Source organism: Rhodococcus sp. 5G237, assembly GCF_053764735.1.
In genome coordinates, this window is sequence record NZ_JBSNCD010000003.1 from 229,822 (window position 1) to 247,636 (window position 17,815).

At 65.3% G+C, this 17,815-nt stretch carries 10 protein-coding genes; 5 read left to right on the top strand and 5 right to left on the bottom strand.

Annotated elements, in window-relative coordinates:
* The first annotated feature begins 414 nt into the window (after positions 1-414).
* Together ACWPOC_RS07715 and ACWPOC_RS07720 are read left to right on the top strand one after the other, a co-directional pair.
* A complete protein-coding gene (locus ACWPOC_RS07715; RefSeq protein ID WP_455408341.1) occupies positions 415-1,416 on the top strand; it encodes a hypothetical protein in 1,002 nt (333 codons plus the stop codon).
* Positions 1,397-1,837 (top strand): hypothetical protein, encoded by a 441-nt coding sequence (locus ACWPOC_RS07720; protein ID WP_455408342.1) that lies wholly within the window; start codon positions 1,397-1,399, stop codon positions 1,835-1,837. The genes ACWPOC_RS07715 and ACWPOC_RS07720 overlap by 20 nt, the downstream gene beginning before the upstream one ends.
* A gap of 18 nt (positions 1,838-1,855) precedes the next feature.
* On the opposite strand, the gene ACWPOC_RS07725 is transcribed toward ACWPOC_RS07720, so the two are convergent.
* From ACWPOC_RS07725 to ACWPOC_RS07735, 3 genes are all read right to left on the bottom strand, one after another.
* A complete protein-coding gene (locus ACWPOC_RS07725) occupies positions 1,856-3,667 on the bottom strand; it encodes a sacsin N-terminal ATP-binding-like domain-containing protein (RefSeq protein WP_455408343.1) in 1,812 nt (603 codons plus the stop codon).
* The gene (locus ACWPOC_RS07730; RefSeq protein ID WP_455408344.1) at positions 3,664-4,548 is read right to left on the bottom strand and encodes a hypothetical protein; all 885 of its coding nucleotides are present in this window, start codon (positions 4,546-4,548) and stop codon (positions 3,664-3,666) included. Before ACWPOC_RS07730 ends, ACWPOC_RS07725 begins: the two co-directional genes overlap by 4 nt.
* Before the next feature lie 542 nt (positions 4,549-5,090).
* On the bottom strand, positions 5,091-6,485 hold the full coding sequence (locus tag ACWPOC_RS07735) for an IS1380 family transposase (RefSeq protein ID WP_455408345.1): 1,395 nt from the start codon (positions 6,483-6,485) through the stop codon (positions 5,091-5,093).
* 139 nt (positions 6,486-6,624) lie between these two features.
* On the opposite strand from ACWPOC_RS07735, the gene ACWPOC_RS07740 reads away from it, so the two are divergent.
* Both ACWPOC_RS07740 and ACWPOC_RS07745 read left to right on the top strand, forming a co-directional pair.
* On the top strand, positions 6,625-8,343 hold the full coding sequence (locus ACWPOC_RS07740; RefSeq protein WP_455408346.1) for an alpha/beta hydrolase: 1,719 nt from the start codon (positions 6,625-6,627) through the stop codon (positions 8,341-8,343).
* A gap of 109 nt (positions 8,344-8,452) precedes the next feature.
* Positions 8,453-10,189: an alpha/beta hydrolase gene (locus tag ACWPOC_RS07745; protein WP_455408347.1), complete on the top strand. Its 1,737-nt coding sequence runs from the start codon at positions 8,453-8,455 to the stop codon at positions 10,187-10,189.
* 700 nt (positions 10,190-10,889) lie between these two features.
* Here ACWPOC_RS07745 and ACWPOC_RS07750 read toward each other — a convergent pair.
* Positions 10,890-15,299 (bottom strand): AAA domain-containing protein, encoded by a 4,410-nt coding sequence (locus tag ACWPOC_RS07750; RefSeq protein ID WP_455408472.1) that lies wholly within the window; start codon positions 15,297-15,299, stop codon positions 10,890-10,892.
* 214 nt (positions 15,300-15,513) lie between these two features.
* Positions 15,514-16,719: a Glu/Leu/Phe/Val dehydrogenase dimerization domain-containing protein gene (locus tag ACWPOC_RS07755; protein ID WP_455408348.1), complete on the bottom strand. Its 1,206-nt coding sequence runs from the start codon at positions 16,717-16,719 to the stop codon at positions 15,514-15,516.
* A 175-nt stretch (positions 16,720-16,894) separates the two neighbouring features.
* Between ACWPOC_RS07755 and ACWPOC_RS07760 the strand changes: the two genes are divergently transcribed.
* Positions 16,895-17,806: a LysR family transcriptional regulator gene (locus ACWPOC_RS07760; protein WP_037215803.1), complete on the top strand. Its 912-nt coding sequence runs from the start codon at positions 16,895-16,897 to the stop codon at positions 17,804-17,806.
* The last annotated feature ends 9 nt before the right edge of the window (positions 17,807-17,815 follow it).

Below are 17,815 nucleotides of genomic sequence, written 5' to 3' on the forward strand. Positions count from 1 at the left end.
GCGCTCCCCCATGCAGGTCCGCTCGGGGTCGTCGATGGTGTGTCTATCCCGTCTCGCGAACTCGAGTACTCGCTGAAATCGAACGGGTCGGACGGTGACTGCACAGGCTTCTCTCGGGGGCTAGCTTCGGACCGATTCCTGAGCGAGCGCACCCCGGCAGGTATCGGCGTTATTGATACTTCAATCGGGGGACACCCACACCCCGTTACGAGCGCTAATGGGATCGTTACCCCAACGTAATATCGTGCGCAGTTGGTCCCGTCGATGCAGAGGATTTGGCCCCTGCGGACGCTGAGATCTCGACGATTCGCCCCTTTTCCTCCCCATCCGACCGTCCATGCCATTCAGGCGGGACCGGTGGTTGATTTGTCCGGGTCGAGTGGCACACTGTGCCGACCATACGAAGGAGAACTCATGGTCCTACCTCTGATTCCGGCCGCGCTGATCGCCATCGGCGCCGTGACGGGCGGCGGCGGCGTCGCACTCAGCGGCAAAGGCATCGCCGACCGCAAGAAGGCCGCGGACCAACTGCGCAGGGCCCACGAGCAGTACACCAAGCGCCGCGACGCGATCGTGGAGCGCGTCGGGAAGACCAATGCCCAACTCGAGACGCTGGGCGGTCAGCAGCAACAGGCGTTGACCGACGTTGTCATCCGCATGGCGGAGTTCTTGCGTCGACACGAGAAGCAGGTACGTGAGAACGAGCGGCTGTTGGCCGACGGTCTCCAGGCCGGCATCACGCAGGTCGACGGACCGAACGGCCTCGATCTGAATCTGGGAGGCTGGCTCGGTGGAGCCATGGCATCGGTTGCGACCGGTGTCGGCACCGCATCCGCAGTATCGGCGGCTGCCACGAGCTTCGGTGTTGCAAGCACAGGGGCCGCCATATCCGGTCTCTCGGGAGCAGCCGCACAGAGCGCCGCAATGGCATGGCTCGGCGGAGGCGCACTGTCGGCCGGGGGTGGCGGTGTGGCACTCGGCGCAGCAGCGCTGAATGTGGTGACGATAGGCCCCGCTCTCCTTATCAGCGGCTTCGTCATCAAGGGGCAAGGCCAGAAGGCACTCACCGAAGCAGCCGCGTTCCAAGCCAAGATCGACATTGCGAATGCCGAATTGGGCACCACCGACACTCTCCTGACCGCTGCCGACCACCGCATCGACGAATTGCGCTCCGTGCTCGGCACACTGACCGTCAAGGCAGTCGCAGCCCTGGACGTACTCGAGTCCGAGCCCTTCGATGCACGCGCTCATGCGTCGCGCTTCCAGAAGGCGATGGCGCTTTCCGTAGCCGTCCGGGACGTCGCCGCGACCCCCATTCTCGACGAAGACGGCGAGCTGACCGAGAACAGTGCGAATCTGACCGTGCGGTACCGCCCGATGACCGAAGGAGACGACCGTGGCGCCGAACAAGGCTGATCGGAAAGTGCACGAGGGCGAGGTATTGGGCTCGGTGAAACGCAAAATTGCTGCGGTCGACGGCTTCACAGCGCTCTCGCAGCTGGTCACCGCCGCGCAGGAATGCATCGAGATCCACGCTGTCGAACAAACGAAACGCACCCGTCTGCACACCTACGCAACCGCAGAAGTTCAGCGCATCAAGTCGGCCGAGTCCATCGTCAGGAACTACTTCGAGCAGTCCTTCGCCGAACGCCGCACAACCTTCGATGCCTTGTTCTCCCGACTGGATCAGGCACTGGAGCAAGAGAACTCACAGGTGATCAGCGAAGTCCTGCGAGGGATCGTCGACATCGCCAAGACCTCTCCCCTGGCCGACCTCGGTGATCTCGGACAGATTCGCGCGGCGCTCGATGATCCCGATCAGGTGTGGGATCTCTGAGACGTCTCATTGCCTCTCTCAGTCGACCATGACCGCAAAGCGACTCCAATCGGTGAATTCCCAATCCCATCGTCGACATACCCGCTCACGTGAGAGTTCAGGGCGGGAGGGATCAAGGATCATCAGTTTCGAATGACGTTCGGAGCCTACGACGATGGCGAGGAGGTAAGGCGCTGAACTGTTCAACATCAGTGACATCTCGTTGTTAGTCAGCGCGAAGCGAGCATCAAGCGAATCGACCTTTTTGACCTCGATATTCACCCGCTGCCCTGATGGGTCTGTACCTTCCAGGTCGTAACCGACGTTCTGTGTGCTCACATCCCGCAGCGACCAACCTCGCCCGTTCAGGTACTGCATCGTTGCGACTTCGGCGGTACGCCACTGTGTCATCACTGCGCCCATAGAGTTGGTTGCCGACGCGAGAGCGGAAGGACGACTCGCCACGACCTCACTTATCACGGACTGCGACTCCTGAGCGGGGAGCAATTCCACCAGCGCTTGTTCTGTAGGTGTCAGCGAGCGCCCATGAACCCGCGCCAAGTCCTGGAAATGCTTACCGAGGCGCGTACGCAGCTGTTCCGATAATTGAGAGGCGACTGGCCCGTCAACAAGTACCGACAGATCAAGCGTTTCCAACCCGAGAACTGCTTTGAAGGTCCTCGCCGCCGCTTGATTTGCAGCGGAGTACAGCGCTGCAGGCGCCCCGCTCGGGAAGATCGTCGATACATCTTCCTCTTCGAGAACAACGCTGGAGTACTTGAACGACGGTCGATGCTGCATCATCGCATCGCGCAGCGAACTCAGTAAGACTTGACTCGCACTTCCGCTCGCAGATACCAACAGGCTCCGGATGTCCTCGCCCTGCAGGATGAGTTCCCATAGCCGCTCGAATGTCGACGTTCCCGGATTTCTCAACGCATAAGCGATCGCTCTGGCGGCATCGCGCAAGACTCTGGTTGTCGACTCGTCTGCTACGACAGCGTGGGTTCTCGAGGGGTCGGTCAGCATGTCGCCGGAGATGATTACCGGAAGTCCCACTTCGTCATTGAGCGGCAAGAAGCATGCCAACCGCCCGCGGACCCTGGTGAGTGCGAGTGCGCGCGCATTCATGGGGACAGCTACGGTCGCGGTGCCCTCCCTCAAGATTGCGAAGTCGGCATCGCTGCCCGCGCTACGGACCACCACCCGGTCATTGGCTCGTTCGATGCTGACCTGCATTTCATCATCGCGAGACCGAACCAGAACTGTGCGCACGTTTCGGAGGAAGAGCAGACTGATCGGGTCGAGCTCACCCATGCCATCACCGGCATCAGGCATCCTCGTGACTGTGAACGATGCCCCTCCCAACCATGGGGTCCGTTCGATTCCTACTGGGATGCGAATCAACGGCACCGAATCGAGCGCTTGCTCGCTCAGCAACTCGGCGGCCAACACCTTATCGAAGCTGAAAGTGACGTCACCTGAACGAACTTCAATTTTGGAAGCTACCGCAGCCAGGGATTTGAAGCCGATTCCGCGATATCCGATGGCGGCCTCACCGCGAGTCTTTGTGGAGCTGGCACTTCGGCACAAAGACTCGATGTCGGCTCCGTCCATAACACGGCCGTCATTACTCCAGGAGAACGTGCCGTCAGGACTTTCGACGACTTCGACTGTCGAGGACCCGGCATCGTCGGAATTCTGAAGGAGCTCGTACGGAACTCGATTCCGGTAGGTCTCCGCCAAGAGACCCTCCATTCGAGCGATCTCCCGAAAGAGGCCCGGTGCCTGTAGGTGTTCGTCGATCAAAGTGTCCTGCAGCTGATGCAGGAACAAGTCCGTGGCACTCATTCGTCGGCATCCACGATGCGAACGACAACGCGGGTGGGCTTTCCGGACATGTCCTCCACATCCAGGTTGTCCTGCGCGACCCAACGAGGCGGTCGGCCCGGCAATTCACCGCCCTTCTGTACCCGGATATGCGCATAAGGTTGAAACCCGCTGGTGGCAACCAGGAACCCTTCGCCGTCGAGGACCTCGACTTCGATCTCAGGAACTCCTACCTCGAACGGGCACTCCCCTTCCAATGTAGGAGCCTCGTCCCGCCAATCGTCGTCGGCCACGTAGTCGTCGAGCAGCTGTTGTGCAGTACCGAATTCGAACACCCCCTCCATGTGAACGCGAAGAGTTTTCGAATAGCTTTCAGGAACGATCTGCGCAGCGACGTTCGACACCCGCGTCCTTACACCCACACGAGTGGTGTCGTCGATGAGGTTGACTTCTACTTCTGCACCCTCCCCCGTCGGGAGTTCGAAGTTGGAATCCACCTCCGAGATATCGAAAGCTGTGAGCCGAAGATGCAGATCGACAGGACTCAACGGCTTACTGCAGTCCCATTCTTGACTTGTCTCGGAGAACCTCAACGGACGTTTCCGCGCCTTCTTCTCCGTCTCGAAAAGGGCGCGCTCATAGGTAGGCGGAGTATTGCTGCCTTTCCGGCCGAACACCAGAAGGGGCGGCGGGGCATAGTCGCTATTCGTGAACTTGTCCGACCGATCCTCAGGTAGGAATCGCATGGTGCCGGACACAACGACCTCTTGTCGATGGTCCTTCTTGCCGTAGGTCTTGGTGACCAGTCGAGCCTGGACCTCGTCGACCTGCCACCCCACCAGGGACAGGGCCAGCTCATCCACCTCGACGTCGAGCGGTTCAGCACTCTTGTCTTTCCCCAAGGCCGTTCTCCTAGATCTATCCCGCCGGCAATGACTAGCGGATACTCCGCTTTGTCCGGCACCAACGACAGCGGCAATTCCGGTCGCGGATAACCTACGCAACTCCCGCCGGAATGACCAGATCATGTTCAGACTTCGAACGGAGCAAGCCGATGACAGGACGTCCCCACTTGGAACGAATCCCTGGAAACACGGATGACCGGTGGAGCCCAGGGTACGGACCAGGCGCGCACCGACTTTGAAAGATGAGTTTGTGGGTAGGCGGCGGAACCCGGTATCCGGACGTGTAACGCCTGAGTTGCAGATTGTGTCCCACTGACATGCCCCAATCAAGCGGAGGGTCGATAGTCGGCGTACACCTTCCGTATTAGCCTCGATCTTTCGTGCGGGTGACGCGCCGGCCTGAGCAGTTCAGATTGGGTGTGGAAACCTGCGGATCCGGTGTGCGGCCACGATCGCCTGCCCGACACGGTCGGGTGACGCCGGGGTCCACAGCCCCGAGTTGAGCGTCCTTTCGTCTCGATGAAGAAGATACGTGCAGGTCAAGCGGGTGCAGGTAGCGCCGTGAGCCTGTTCAAGCCGGCCACGAGAACATCGACGCCAGGAGCCGTCGCGGCCAGCCGCAGACGAACACGGCGGGCATGCCGGGCGATCTTCCCGGCGATCGACAGCAACCGCAGCCGTAGTCGTTTCGGTTCCCACCGCCGCGCTGGAACCTCGGTGAACGCGAGCATCTGCATCCACGCGGTCAGCTCGCATGCGAGTTGCACCAGCGCCAACCAGATCCGGTTCTGGTCGAAGCCGTGCAGCGGAAGATTCTGTAGCCCGGTGACTTTCGCTGACCGGATCCGGTCCTCGCACCGAGCTCGACGCCGGTGCCGCAACTCCAGGTCCGGGAGTTGCCCGCGGCGGGTGTTGGTCACGAACGCGGTCAACCGCAGCCCGTCACGGTCGGTGAACCGCAACTGCGCCCCCGGATGCGGGCGTTCCTTCCTGACGATCACGCGCATGCCTTTCGGCCACGTCGACAGATCGAGCAGGCCGGTGAGCTCGGTGACCCAGGCGCCGTCGCGGACCTGCCCGTCGGAATCGTAGGCTGGGGTCCACGCCTGTTCGGGGACCAGATCGAGGGCGGCGGTCATCGTGTCGGTCAACCCGAATCCGACCGAATACGAGAGTCTGCGCTTGGTCAGGTACTCGATCAAGGAGTGGGTGCCACCGGCTCCATCGATACGCACCAGCGCCTTCTTCCCGACCCGATATCCCGGGTCGAACGGCAACTGCGCGAGGGCGTCCTGTACGACGGTGATGTGGTCGGCGGCGGTGTTGGAACCGGCGTTACCGGGGCGCAGCAGCATCGCGACGGGTTCACCGGTGCCATACTCACCGTGGTCGACGAATGCGCACAGTGGATGAAACCCGTAGCCGCGTTTGAAGTTCGGGGCGGCGTGTTCTTTGTCGGAGTGGGCGGTGACGAGGGTGGCATCGATATCGATGACCAGTGGTTTTTGCTCGTCGATGGTGTGATCCGGTGCCGTGGAGCCGGCAGCGGTCCAGGCGTGGGAGCGGGCGGTGGCGCGGGCGCGGCCGATGGCAGCGAGAGCGGTGTCGGCGTCGGCGGCCAACACGCTGATCAGCCGGGAGACGGTCGGGTCGGAGGCAACCGTGCCGAACAGTTCGGGGTGAGCCCGCAGTTGTGCGATGTCGGCGAGACAGTCTCCGCCGAGTGCGAGGGAGACCGCGAGGTCGAGGAGGATCTTGCCGGGATCGTGGCGGGCCAACGGTTTGCGGAACGGGCCGAGTTCGGTCGTCAATGCCGTGATGAGGCCGGTTTTCTCCGCGGTGCGCAGCAGCAGGACCGCGCCGGCCTGCGACACGAGGCTGGTTCCGGTGGCCGATGCGGACACGTGTGGGTAGGGGGACGTAGACTTGCTCACCGGAATGGTGCCTCTCGAACTGTTGCGGACATGACCTTAGACAAGCCATATCTTCGCAGTTCAGGGCACCATTCCTTGTGTTCGACACTCGGCCGGCTCGTTATTTCCGTGAAAGCTCCGGGTTAGTTACTGTCGCATCGTGACCGCTCACGCCACGCCCCTTGAAACCGACGAGTCGAGTACTGACACCCGACGCCACCTCTCCGTCTTCGGCCTCGACTTCGTCGGTCTCGTCGCCGCCCTGTTCTTCTTCGCGTGGAGCCTGAGCCCCTCCCTCATCCCCCGCGAATGGTATTTCCAGGGACTCATCAGCGGCGTGACGGGCATCGTCGGGTACGGCATCGGCGTGCTCGTCGCCTTCCCCGCGCGGCGGTGGATCGCCCCGCGTCTCACGTGGTGGCGACGCCGCCACACGGTCCGGCGCATCGCCGAGGTGGTCGTCGCTCTCATCGCGGTGGGAACACTTCTGGGGAGTCTGTTCGCCGCAGCGGGATGGCAGAACGAAATCCGTGCCCTCATGGGCATCGAGACCACAACGGGCTTCGCGTATCTCCGCACCGGTCTGGTGAGCGTCGCGGTCTTCGCTGCCCTCCTCTACATCGCACGCGGATTACGGTGGGTCGGACGACGCTTCGCGGAGTTCCTCGCGACCCGCCTGCGTGTTCCGGTCGCCGCGGCCGGTGTCCTCGCGCCGGTGATCCTCGTTCTCGCGGTGGTGGTATTCGTCGACCAGGTTCTGCTCGCGAGCAGTTCTATGGCGGCACGCATCGTGTTCGCCGACGACAACAACAGCACCGACCCCGGTGTGGAGCAGCCCCAGATTCCCGAGCGGTCGGGCAGCCCGGCGTCGCCGTCGTCGTGGGAGAGTCTCGGCCGTCAGGGACGCACGTTCGTCGCCGGTGGGATGGACGCCGAGCAGCTGACCGAACTGAACGGCGCACCCGCCCTCGAACCCATACGGGTGTACGCGGGACTTGAAGCCGACGGCACCACCGACGAACAGGTACAGCTGATCCTCGACGAGCTCGACCGCACGAAGGCGTGGGAGCGCGAGATCCTCGTGGTCGCCGGCACCACCGGAACCGGGTGGGTGAATCCGTTCGCCGCCGACTCGATCGAGGCGATCTACAACGGTAATTCCGCAATCGCAGCGATCCAGTACTCCTTCCTGCCGAGCTGGATCTCCTTCCTCGTCGACGGCTCCGCTGCCAAGGCAGCCGGCAATGCCCTGATCAACGGGGTTCACGAACGCTGGTCGCAACTGCCGGAGGACCAGCGCCCGCAGCTGGTGGTCTACGGCGAGAGCCTCGGCTCGCAGTCTGCCGAGGCGGCCTTCGCCGACCTCGCCGACATGCGCGGCAAGATCGACGGCGCGCTGTTCGTCGGACCTCCGAACTCGAACCAGCTGTGGCGCAGCATCGTCGACCATCGTGATCCCGGCAGTCCCGAGGTCCTGCCCGTGTACGAGGACGGCGTCGCAGTGCGGTTCGCCTCCGACCTGCAGACGCTCGAGGACCAGCAGGGACCGTGGAACGACCCGCGGGTGCTGTATCTGCAACACGCGTCCGATCCGGTGGTGTGGTGGGGACCGGGACTGCTGTTCGAGCGACCCGACTGGCTCGCCGAACCTCCGGGCGCGGATCGCTCACCGTCGATGCGGTGGTACCCGATCGTCACCTTCGCTCAGGTCGCGGCCGACATCATGGTCGGCACCTCGCCACCCGTCGGTCACGGGCACAACTACGAGGACCTCATCCCCTACGGCTGGGCCGCCGTGACGTCCCCAGAGGGGTGGACGCTCACCGACACGCAGCGGATCGCCGAGGCCGTCGAGCAGTTGAACACCGCGGACGAGTAGTCGAACACGGCACGCTGCCCGAGGCTCTGCTAGCTTCTCCCCTACGGCTTCGCATTCCGTCTCTTCGCCATGCCTTCCTGCGTCCAGGTACCGACGAAAGCGACCGCCGATGACCACGACCCTCGATACACCGCCCGCACCTCCCGAACCATCCCCATCGTTCTCCGCTCGACTGAAGGACGGGATCCTGCGATGGTTGGGACGGTTCCATCCGGTCGGCCTGGCCGTTGCGCTGCTGTTCTACTGCTGGTCGCTGTCACCGTCCCTGCTTCCCCGCCCCTGGTACCTGCAGGGCGTCGCGACCGGCATCAGCGTCATCACGGGCTACGGCATCGGCGTGCTCCTCGCGTGGATCGTCCGCAAGTGCGGCTTCGAGACGAACTGGTCGGCGACCGTGAAGAAGGTCGGCTGGTGTTTGCTCGCGCTGGTCGCCGTCGTGGTGGTGCCGACCTTCCTCGTCCTCGGTTCGTGGTGGCAGGACATCAGCCGCGAACTCGTCGGGATGGAACCCGGCAGCAGCTGGGACTATCCGGGTGTGCTGCTCGTCGCCGTGGTGGTGACGCTGCTCCTGCTCGTCATCGGCCGTGGTCTACGGCGCGTGGCGCAATGGGTCACCGGACTCGTCGTCCGCGTCTTGCCGGCTCCCCTGGCGCGCATCGTGAGTGTCGTGCTGGTCGGGCTGATTGTGTTCTGGGCGGTGGAAGGTCTGCTGTCCGTGGAGATCGCGCGTATCGCCAACGGATCGGCGATGGCAGTGGACGAGGGCACCGCCGACGGAGTCGAGCAGCCGCAGGCACCGGAACGATCCGGGTCGGACGCGTCGCTCGAACCGTGGGATTCGCTGGGCCGTGAGGGCCGGACGTTCGTCGCAGGCGGTCCGTCTCCGGAGGAGATCACCGCGGTGACCGGTGAACCCGCGATGATGCCGATCCGGGTCTACGCGGGTTACCGCTCCCTCGACAGTCTCGACGGCTACACGGAGTTCGACGAGATGGAGGTGCTCGCCTCGCATGTCGTCGCCGAACTCGATCGCACCGGCGCATTCGACCGCGAGTATCTGGCAGTGGCCACGACGACAGGCCGTGGTTGGGTCAACCAGAACGTCGCCGCTGCGCTGGAATACCTCTCGGACGGCGACTCGGCCATCGCGGCGATGCAGTATTCGTTCCTGGCCAGTCCCCTGGCCTTTCTCGCCGACCGGGTGTCACCGCGCAATGCAGGTCGCGCGCTGTTCGAGGCGGTGTACACGAGGTGGAGTGTTCTCGATCCGGAAACCCGGCCGAAGCTGCTCGTCTTCGGCGAGTCGCTGGGTTCGTACGGAGGCCAGTCGGCGTTCGCCGGCGTGCAGGACATGATCACCCGCACCGACGGCGCATTGTGGGTGGGCACTCCGAATTTCACGGAACAGTGGCGTCGCATCACGGATTCGCGTGACCCCGGAAGCCGCGAGATCCTTCCGGTGATCTACGGCGGCCAGAACGTGCGATTCGCTGCGACTCCCGACGACCTCACCGATCTCGATGGCCTGCGCGACTGGGAATCTCCCCGCATCGTGTACTGGCAGCATCCCAGCGATCCAATCGTGTGGTGGTCCTCCCAGCTGGTTCGGCACCGCCCGGATTGGTTGCGCGAGGAACGCGGCGCCGACATCGACAAGGGGATGACGTGGATTCCGTTCGTGACGTTCTGGCAGGTCACGCTGGATATGGTGTTTGCCGCCGAAGTGCCCGGTGGCCACGGCCACGCCTACACGACCGAGGCGGCGTTCTTCTGGGCCGACATTCTGGGAATCGAGGACGAGGTGCGCGTGAAAGCGGTCTTCGACGCATTGTCGTCCGGCGGATGACGCCGCACATTCACCCTCCTACTTAATCCGACCCAACCGAGTTTCTTCCGCGTTTCTCGCACCACCCGTGATAGAACGTCGGTACTGCTTGTGAATCGACACAGGAATGCGAACCGGAGTACGTCGATTCACGGGTAGCGGAAATTCGTTGACGCGGACTGCCGCGGAGAGGTTGCGCACATGTGCACGTGAGTGTGGATCGGTCCATCCGAGCGGGACCGGCAAAACCGTTGCTTCGCAGCCGATCCGACAATCGGTAGCCGAATTCTCCATCCCGCGTTGCGTGTTGGATCTACCGCACGTCCTGGCGTCGCGTGGGCAGACTTCGACGATCTCGACATCCCGACAGCGCGCCGCTGAGCGCGCCGAGCCCAACTCCGCAAACACGAAAGATCCCCGAAGACAATGACTTCGGGGATTCTTCGTCGCTCGCGGACTTACTGGCCGCTGAGGCTGCTGATGCTGCCGATGAGCTCCATGAACGGGCCGAGCAGCTTCGCCAGCTCGATGAGGGTCTGAAGTTCTTCCATGGGGGACTCCTGTCACAGGGGGAATTACGCGCAACGAGACTCGCTGCGCATCAATAAATATCAGGAACCCGTGTACTTCGCTGAAGAAAGCGCGTGAAAAGACGCACTGTAACGTTCCCAATCGAGAAACGATGTGACCGAGTCGATTCAGTAGTCGTCCGGCCCCGCAATCATTCGCGTCCCCACATCGGAGATTCACCGACAACCGTTGCGTCCGTCCGACCGGCGGATTCGACGAACTCGTGCGACTGTCCGTCGGTCCGGAACTCGATCGACGGCCGGGACAGTTCGGGCGCAGGAGTATCCACGCGACCGGGCGTGATTCCGCGACGCTCCAGCTCCTCCCAGAGTCCCGACAGGGCTGAGGCCGGGTCGAGGTAGTACTCCGATTCCCGGACCCGCCAGAACTTCCAGCCGCTGCGGTGCAGTTCGCGCTCCCGCTCCAGATCGGCGCACTGCCGCTCGGGGCTCGTGTGCCACTGCTCGTCGTCGCAGGCAACTGCCAGCTTTCCTGCCGCCCCGGTCACGACCAGATCGATGAAGTGGCCGTTCACCTCGACGCGCGGGTTCACGTGATAGCCGCGGGCGGCGATGTCGAGGAAGACGTCCTGCTGGAAGAGGCTGTCGAATGCCTCGTGCCGCTCGTCGCGTGTCACGCCGTCGGGCATCGACTCGGCCGGCCGCGGGGACGTCGTCCGCATGTGGGTGAGCAACGAGTACCGCAGGTCGGTGCGCCGCAGCGTGTCGATGGTCCTCGAATGGAACAACCACAGCTGGTCCTGGGCACGCGAGGCCGCCACGTTGAACCGTCGCTGGTATTCGGTCCGCGTCAACGCCGCGATGTTCTGTTCGGGCGCGACGACCATCGACAGGAACACCACGTTCCGTTCGTCGCCCTGGAAGTCCGGGGGTGTGCCGACGCGGAGCCTGCGCTCCTCCCACTGCTCCGGGGTGAGGCGGTCCAGCAGTTCGTTCTGGATGATGTCGACTTGCAGCTGCCCTTGCAGCACCACCACACCGAAGGTCTTGCCGTCGTAGGCGGGATCCTCGACGCACTTCACGAGCGTGTCGACGAGGGCGTGAGCCTCGGCGTAGTTCGTCAGCGTCGAGTTCTGGCCGGTGACGGCACCGTCCTCGACAAGCGTGGTGCGCAACGGCTGCAGACGGTCCGAGCCGTACTGCCGCATGGGGACCAGCGGGTCGTCGGCGTAGAACTGGTCACTGGACCACGCGATGATCTCCGGCATCGACCGGAAGTGCTCGCGCAGCCGGACGATGCTGCCGAACCGCGACCGCAGCAACGAGAACAGACTCGATCGCGGAGTGAAGCTGTCGCGCAGGTAGTTCGGGATGTCGGGCAGATACGAATCGAGACGGCTGAACACCCCGTCGAGCGCACCCAGCGACACCGCGCTCGGCGCACACTGCTTGTCGTCGCCGACGACGATTACGCGCGGCGCCAGCCACAGCAGGAACAAGCTGCTGATGTCGGTCTGACTCGCTTCGTCGACGATGACGACGTCGAACGAATTCTGTTCGGGCGGAATCGAAGCCAGGACCTGCTGCAACGGCATCACCCAGGCCGGCACCGCACCTTGCGCGACCTGCATGGCCTCGCGCGCCGCCGCCCGATAACGCTCCGCGTAGCGACCGGTTCCCTTACCGATGCTCGCGATGTGATCGCGGTAGGAGTGGAGTGCCTGCACCTGCTCGGCCGTGGTGCGGTCGAGACACGCGCTCCACGCCTTCTCCTCGACGAGCTCCGTCGTAAGTCGCGCGATGTCCGTCTCGAGTGCGTCGAGGTCGCGTTCGAACTGCCCGTCGTCGCTGCGCTCGTGGAAGCGACGGACCCACTCGTCCGCGCGTCGCCACGCCCACGCGTCGTCGATGTCGGCGAGGCGAGCCGGCCAGGCCAGGCTCAACGGATTCTCCGCGAGCGCCTGCGCGAGTGCCGGTGCCGCGGTGGTCAGGCGCGCGTGCAGGGAGACGAGTTCCAGCTCCTCACGCTGCTCCCCCGCCGCCCGGTCCCACGCGTCCAGGGCCGCATTGATGGCGTCGAAGTCGGCGTCGTGGAAGGCGCGGGCCAGCGCGCGCCCTTCGGGCGACGCTCCCCCGGAGATCTGACCCCGCACGTACATGCCGATGGATTCGAGCCAGTTCTTGCTCGCTTCCGCGGTGCCCGCTGCGGCGATGGTCCGTGCCGACTCGGCGGTGGACCGCGCCTGCTCGATGCTCGTGATCCGCGGCGCCCCCGGATGGACGTCGCGCAGTGCCGATTCGACGTCGTGCACCCGCGCCACGAGATTGTCGACGATGGCACGGTCCCGGTCGAGGAACGCGAGGGTGCCGACGGCGCGGCTGCGCGACTCGTCGAGCTCGATGTCGATACCGAGGTCACGGAGGACGACCCGCGCGACCCGGATCGCCTCGAGCGCACGGAGGTGTTCGGCGACGATGCGCGCCGTCTGGGCGGTAGTGGCGGCGACGCCGTCGACGGTCGCGATCTCCCCGAGCGCTTCGACGGCGGATTGCTCGTCGCTGCGCCGGAACCGGGTGAAACCGCTGCGCCACGTGTCGCCCGCCTCGAGCTTGCGGGCGAGTGCGTCGTACGCCTCGAAGGCCTGGCGTCCCGTCACGGAGATGTCCACCGAGCTGGCACCGACGATCCGGTCGGCCTCCTGCGCGGCCTGCACGAGCCCAGCGAGCTCGGCGGTCTTCCCCCACAGGTGCTGGGCCCGGCCCGAGAGGACGTCGTCGGCGACGCGCTGGATCCGCGCGTCGAGTCGATCCGCGTCCTCGAGGGCACCCTGCAGCTGCTCGCACAGGTCGCGGATGCGGCCGAGTGCTTCGAGCGATGCACCCTCGAGGATCCGCAGCAATCCCTGCGTCTCCCCGTTGGTCGTGCCGCTCGACGCCTGGGAGACGGCGGCGCACGCGTACTGCAGTTCTCTCTGGGTGGGCAGGGACAGTTCGGGGAAGCGCTGCTGGCGGCGGCGCGCGCGCTCGACGCTCGACCGCTGATGCAGCGAGTGGAGGGTGACGAGCTCGTCGACCGTCAGCGGTGGGGTGTCGGTGAGCAGAGGCGCGGGCAACCACGCGTACTTGGCCTCGTTCGCGCGGACCCGTCGGACGATCGACGCGGCCGTCCCCTCGTAGCCGGCGGCGACATCGGCGTGGGCCTCGGTCTCCTCCGCACGCGCCTGCCGGATCTGTTCCATCAACGTCGCGCGACGCTCGAGGGCGTCGTTGCGTTGTGCGGTGAGCTCGTCGATGCGTTCTTGCGCGCGTCGAACGTTGAATTGTGCTTTGCGGATAGCGATTTCGCTGACACTGCGGGTGAGTTCCACCGTGCCGCCGTGCACCGGGTCGGTCACGGCCACGCACAGTTCCTGCAGCTCGGACGGAAGCTTCTCCCGGAGCACGCGCAGCGCCTGCGCCTTCTCACTGGTGACGAGCACCCGCTGCCCACGCGCCAGCAGCGCCGCGACGATGTTGGCGATGGTGTGGGTCTTGCCGGTACCCGGCGGACCCTCGACCACGACACCGCTGTCGCCGGCGAGCCGGTCGATGATGTCGCGCTGTTCCTCGTTCGCGGGCAGCGGCAGCAACTGCTCGCCGGTGAACTCGGTCGACGGCGTGCCGATGCGGTCGAGCCATGCGACCCGGTCGGCCGGTTCGATCGCTTCGACGAGCTGTGCCAGTCCGAGCGGCACCGGATTCGACTCGTCGGCGGCCGCCTCGGTCATGCGGCTGTAGTACTCGATGAGCGCATGCGCGCCACGCTTGCGCAGCACGAGCACCGGCGACGGCGTCACGAACGCATCCGACGACGACGCTTCGTCCGCACGATCGACGACGTCGACCGGCACGGTGAGCGCACGGTCGGCCCAGCTCTTCAGGAACGCGCGGGCCGCGGGGTCGAGAGGCGACGCGACCTGAGTGACGAGGGCATCGTGCAGCTCGCGGACACTCGTCGGGTCGAAGACCTCCAGTCCGGTGAGGAGCTGGACGTCCTCCAGCGACGGCCCGGCGCTGGGGCTCAGCCGGACCACCAGGTCGCCGGAGTCGCCCTGTCGCTCGATGAGCGCGGCCTGCGTGATCAGGTGCGTGTGGACCCGCGCGCCCGCCACACCCTCGGAGAGGTGCAGCAGACCCGACGCGACGACGAGCTCCAGCGATTCGGGCTGATCCTCGAGGTCGAGCATGGCTCGCTGCAGGAAGGAATACAGATGCGAGGCGGCCTGTCGCTCGCGGTCGACGACCGCCCACGTCCGCCATTCCGTCAGCCAGGCGTCGAGCCCCTCGATACCGAGGGCCTGCGGGTCGACTTCGGGCTCGACGGCGGAATCCGCGATGTCCCCGTGCACGTACTTCGCGAGCTCGGCGGGCGGGCGCGGGGGCTCTTCGAGCTGAGCGCGACGCGCGCGCAGGACGATGTCGCCCGATGCGGCATGAGCTCGCAGGCCGGCCCTGATGTTTCCCTCTTCGAGGGACATCACGGCACGGTGTTTGTCGACGACTCGGACGGGCGCGCTGCGGGCCTTGACGAGCTCGGCCAGGAAGGCAAGCAGGCGCTGCACGCGATCCCTCAATTCGGGTTCGCTCTCGCCTGACTCCACGCGCACTCCACTCACCCTTGCGGACGTCCTTCCGCCCGTCCACGGGGACGGGTATGTCCACCTTAGAAGTCTTGATCGACATGCGCGTTTCCGGACCCGGACGACGCCCGCCGGTGTTTCCGCCGATCCTCACCTTCGAGGCGCTGACCTGCAGAAACTGGGTGAGGGTGGAATGTCAGGGGATGATGATCGTGCGCGAGGCCGTCGGCGCGTGGTTGGTCGCGCCGAGTTCGCGTGCCGTCTGCCGCGGCGGCACCCGATCGAGCGCCCACCGCTCGACCAGCAACGTGATCTTGGTCAGCATCTCGCTGCGCAGGCGCTGGAACGAATCCTCAGGATCGGTCCCCACCCACCCGAGGAGCACCCACCACGCCCACGCGACCGCACCGGCGTTGGCGACGAAATCCGGGATCACCGGGATGCCGCGGCCGGTGAGCACGGCTTCGGCGTCCGGCGTCGTCGCGGAGTTCGCGGCCTCGATCACGACCCGTCCGGCGACCCGGCCGACGTTCTCCGCCGTGATGGCGTAGGAGATGGCGGCGGGGACGAGGATGTCAGCGGGAATGCCGATCACCGCGTCGCGTGGCAGTTGCTCGACATGCGACGGGACGCGGGACCGGTCGATCTCCCCGTACTCGTCGCGAAGGTCGAGCAGTACCGGGATGTCCAGTCCGTCAGCGCAATACAGCGTTCCGGCGGCATCGGCGACCGCGGTGACGCGCATGCCCGCCTCATGCAGGTACCAGGCGGCGCCGCCGCCCATCGTGCCGATCCCCTGGATCGCGACGGTGGTCTCTGCCGGCGCCCAGCGATATGCGTTCGCGGTGGCGATGCAGGCCTGCGCGACGCCGTAACCACCGATCACGTCGCCCAGCAGGAAGCCGCCGTCGACCGGCGCGTTCAGGGAGGTGCGTACCCGGTCGAGGGTGATCGTCGGGTCCGCCGCGCGACTGATCGCGGCGTGGAAGGACTGGTGCAGACCGAGCCGCTCGAAGACCTCGTCGAGGAGGTGCTGGGGAACGCCCAAGTCCTCGGCGGTGACCCAGTGCGCGTTCAACCAGGGACGCATCGCCCGGCAGAAGCGCTGCAGCACATCGACGGCACGGGGGTCCTTCGGGTCGAAGTCGACCCCGCCCTTCGCGCCGCCCACCGGCAGGTCGAACACCGCGGTCTTCGCGGCCATGCCGCGCGCCAGGTCCTCGACCTCCGACATCGTGCACCCGGCCCGCATGCGGGTGCCGCCGGTCGCCAGATCACCCACCAGGGTGTGGACGACGAGATAACCGTGCGCACCTGTCACCGGGTCGGTCCAGGTGAGACGCATGAAGGGTTCGCCCCTGCGGGTATCCACCGCGTCGACGCGTGCTGCCATGGTGGTCATATGCGGTCCCCCGTTCGTCAGAGCCGTCGTTACGTCGATTCGGCCGGTGACGCCAGCGTGCCCGGGGCTAGCGCGGGGCGTCCAGTTACGAAACTCGAAGGTGAGAGTTCACGATTTCTACACAACGCGAGCTCACAGCGGTTGCAGGTCCCCGGACGCGCCCTACGCTGACGGCATGGAGTTGTCCCTGCGCCGGTTACGGATGCTTCGAGAACTGCATCGCCGAGGTACCGTCACGGCCGCCGCGCTCGCCCTGCACTACACCACCTCGGCGGTCTCACAACAGCTCACCCAGCTCGAACGGGACGTGGGCGCAAAGCTTTTCGAGCGCCGGGGACGTCGGGTCCAGTTGACGGAGGCGGGCGTGCTGCTCGCCGAACATGCCGAGGAGATCCTGCAGTCGGTCGAGCGGGCGACCACCGCGCTCGAACAGACCCGCGACGGGGTCAGCGCGCGCCTGACCGCCGGTGTGTGGGCCTCCGTCGCATCCACTCTGATCCCCAGTGCGCTGGCGTTGTTGGCCGACGAGCACCCCGGCATCGAGGTCCGCACGAGAGAGCTCGCCCCCGAGGAGACCGCCGGCGCCGTGCGGGACGGTTCGCTGGACTTCTCGTTCGTCATCGAATACTCCGGCTACCCGATGTTGTGGGATCCGGAGCTGACCAAGGTGGTGATCGCGGTCGAGCGCCTGCACGCAGCGGTGCCGCCCGGGACGGTGCCGGCCGGCACCATCGCGCTCGCCGACCTTGCCGAACATCCGTGGGTGCTGGCCGGTCCGAAGTCGCACTTCGGTCGCGCGGTGAGCCTCGCGTGTCAGCGCGCGGGGTTCGAGCCCAGGATCAATCACGAGGTCGGCGAGCAGGCGACAGCGCTGTCGATGGTCGCTGCGGGGTTGGGCGTCACGCTCGTCTCGGATCTCGGGCTGACGTTGAGCCCGCCCGGAGTCGAGGTGGTGGCGTTGACCGAACCGCTCTTCCGCACGATTTCGATCGCCCATCGCGGGATCGCGTCGGAACGGCCCCCGCTGCGCCTCGTGATCGACGCGGTGCGCACCGCGGCAGCAGAACGGGGACTCGCGGCGCAGTAGCCACGAGCC

What these genes read in the sequence shown, in the direction of transcription:
- ACWPOC_RS07755 (WP_455408348.1), bottom strand. Translation starts at nt 16,719, where the DNA reads ATGACCACCATGGCAGCACGCGTCGACGCGGTGGATACCCGCAGGGGC.
- ACWPOC_RS07715 (WP_455408341.1), top strand. Translation starts at nt 415, where the DNA reads ATGGTCCTACCTCTGATTCCGGCCGCGCTGATCGCCATCGGCGCCGTG.
- ACWPOC_RS07745 (WP_455408347.1), top strand. Translation starts at nt 8,453, where the DNA reads ATGACCACGACCCTCGATACACCGCCCGCACCTCCCGAACCATCCCCA.
- ACWPOC_RS07725 (WP_455408343.1), bottom strand. Translation starts at nt 3,667, where the DNA reads ATGAGTGCCACGGACTTGTTCCTGCATCAGCTGCAGGACACTTTGATC.
- ACWPOC_RS07760 (WP_037215803.1), top strand. Translation starts at nt 16,895, where the DNA reads ATGGAGTTGTCCCTGCGCCGGTTACGGATGCTTCGAGAACTGCATCGC.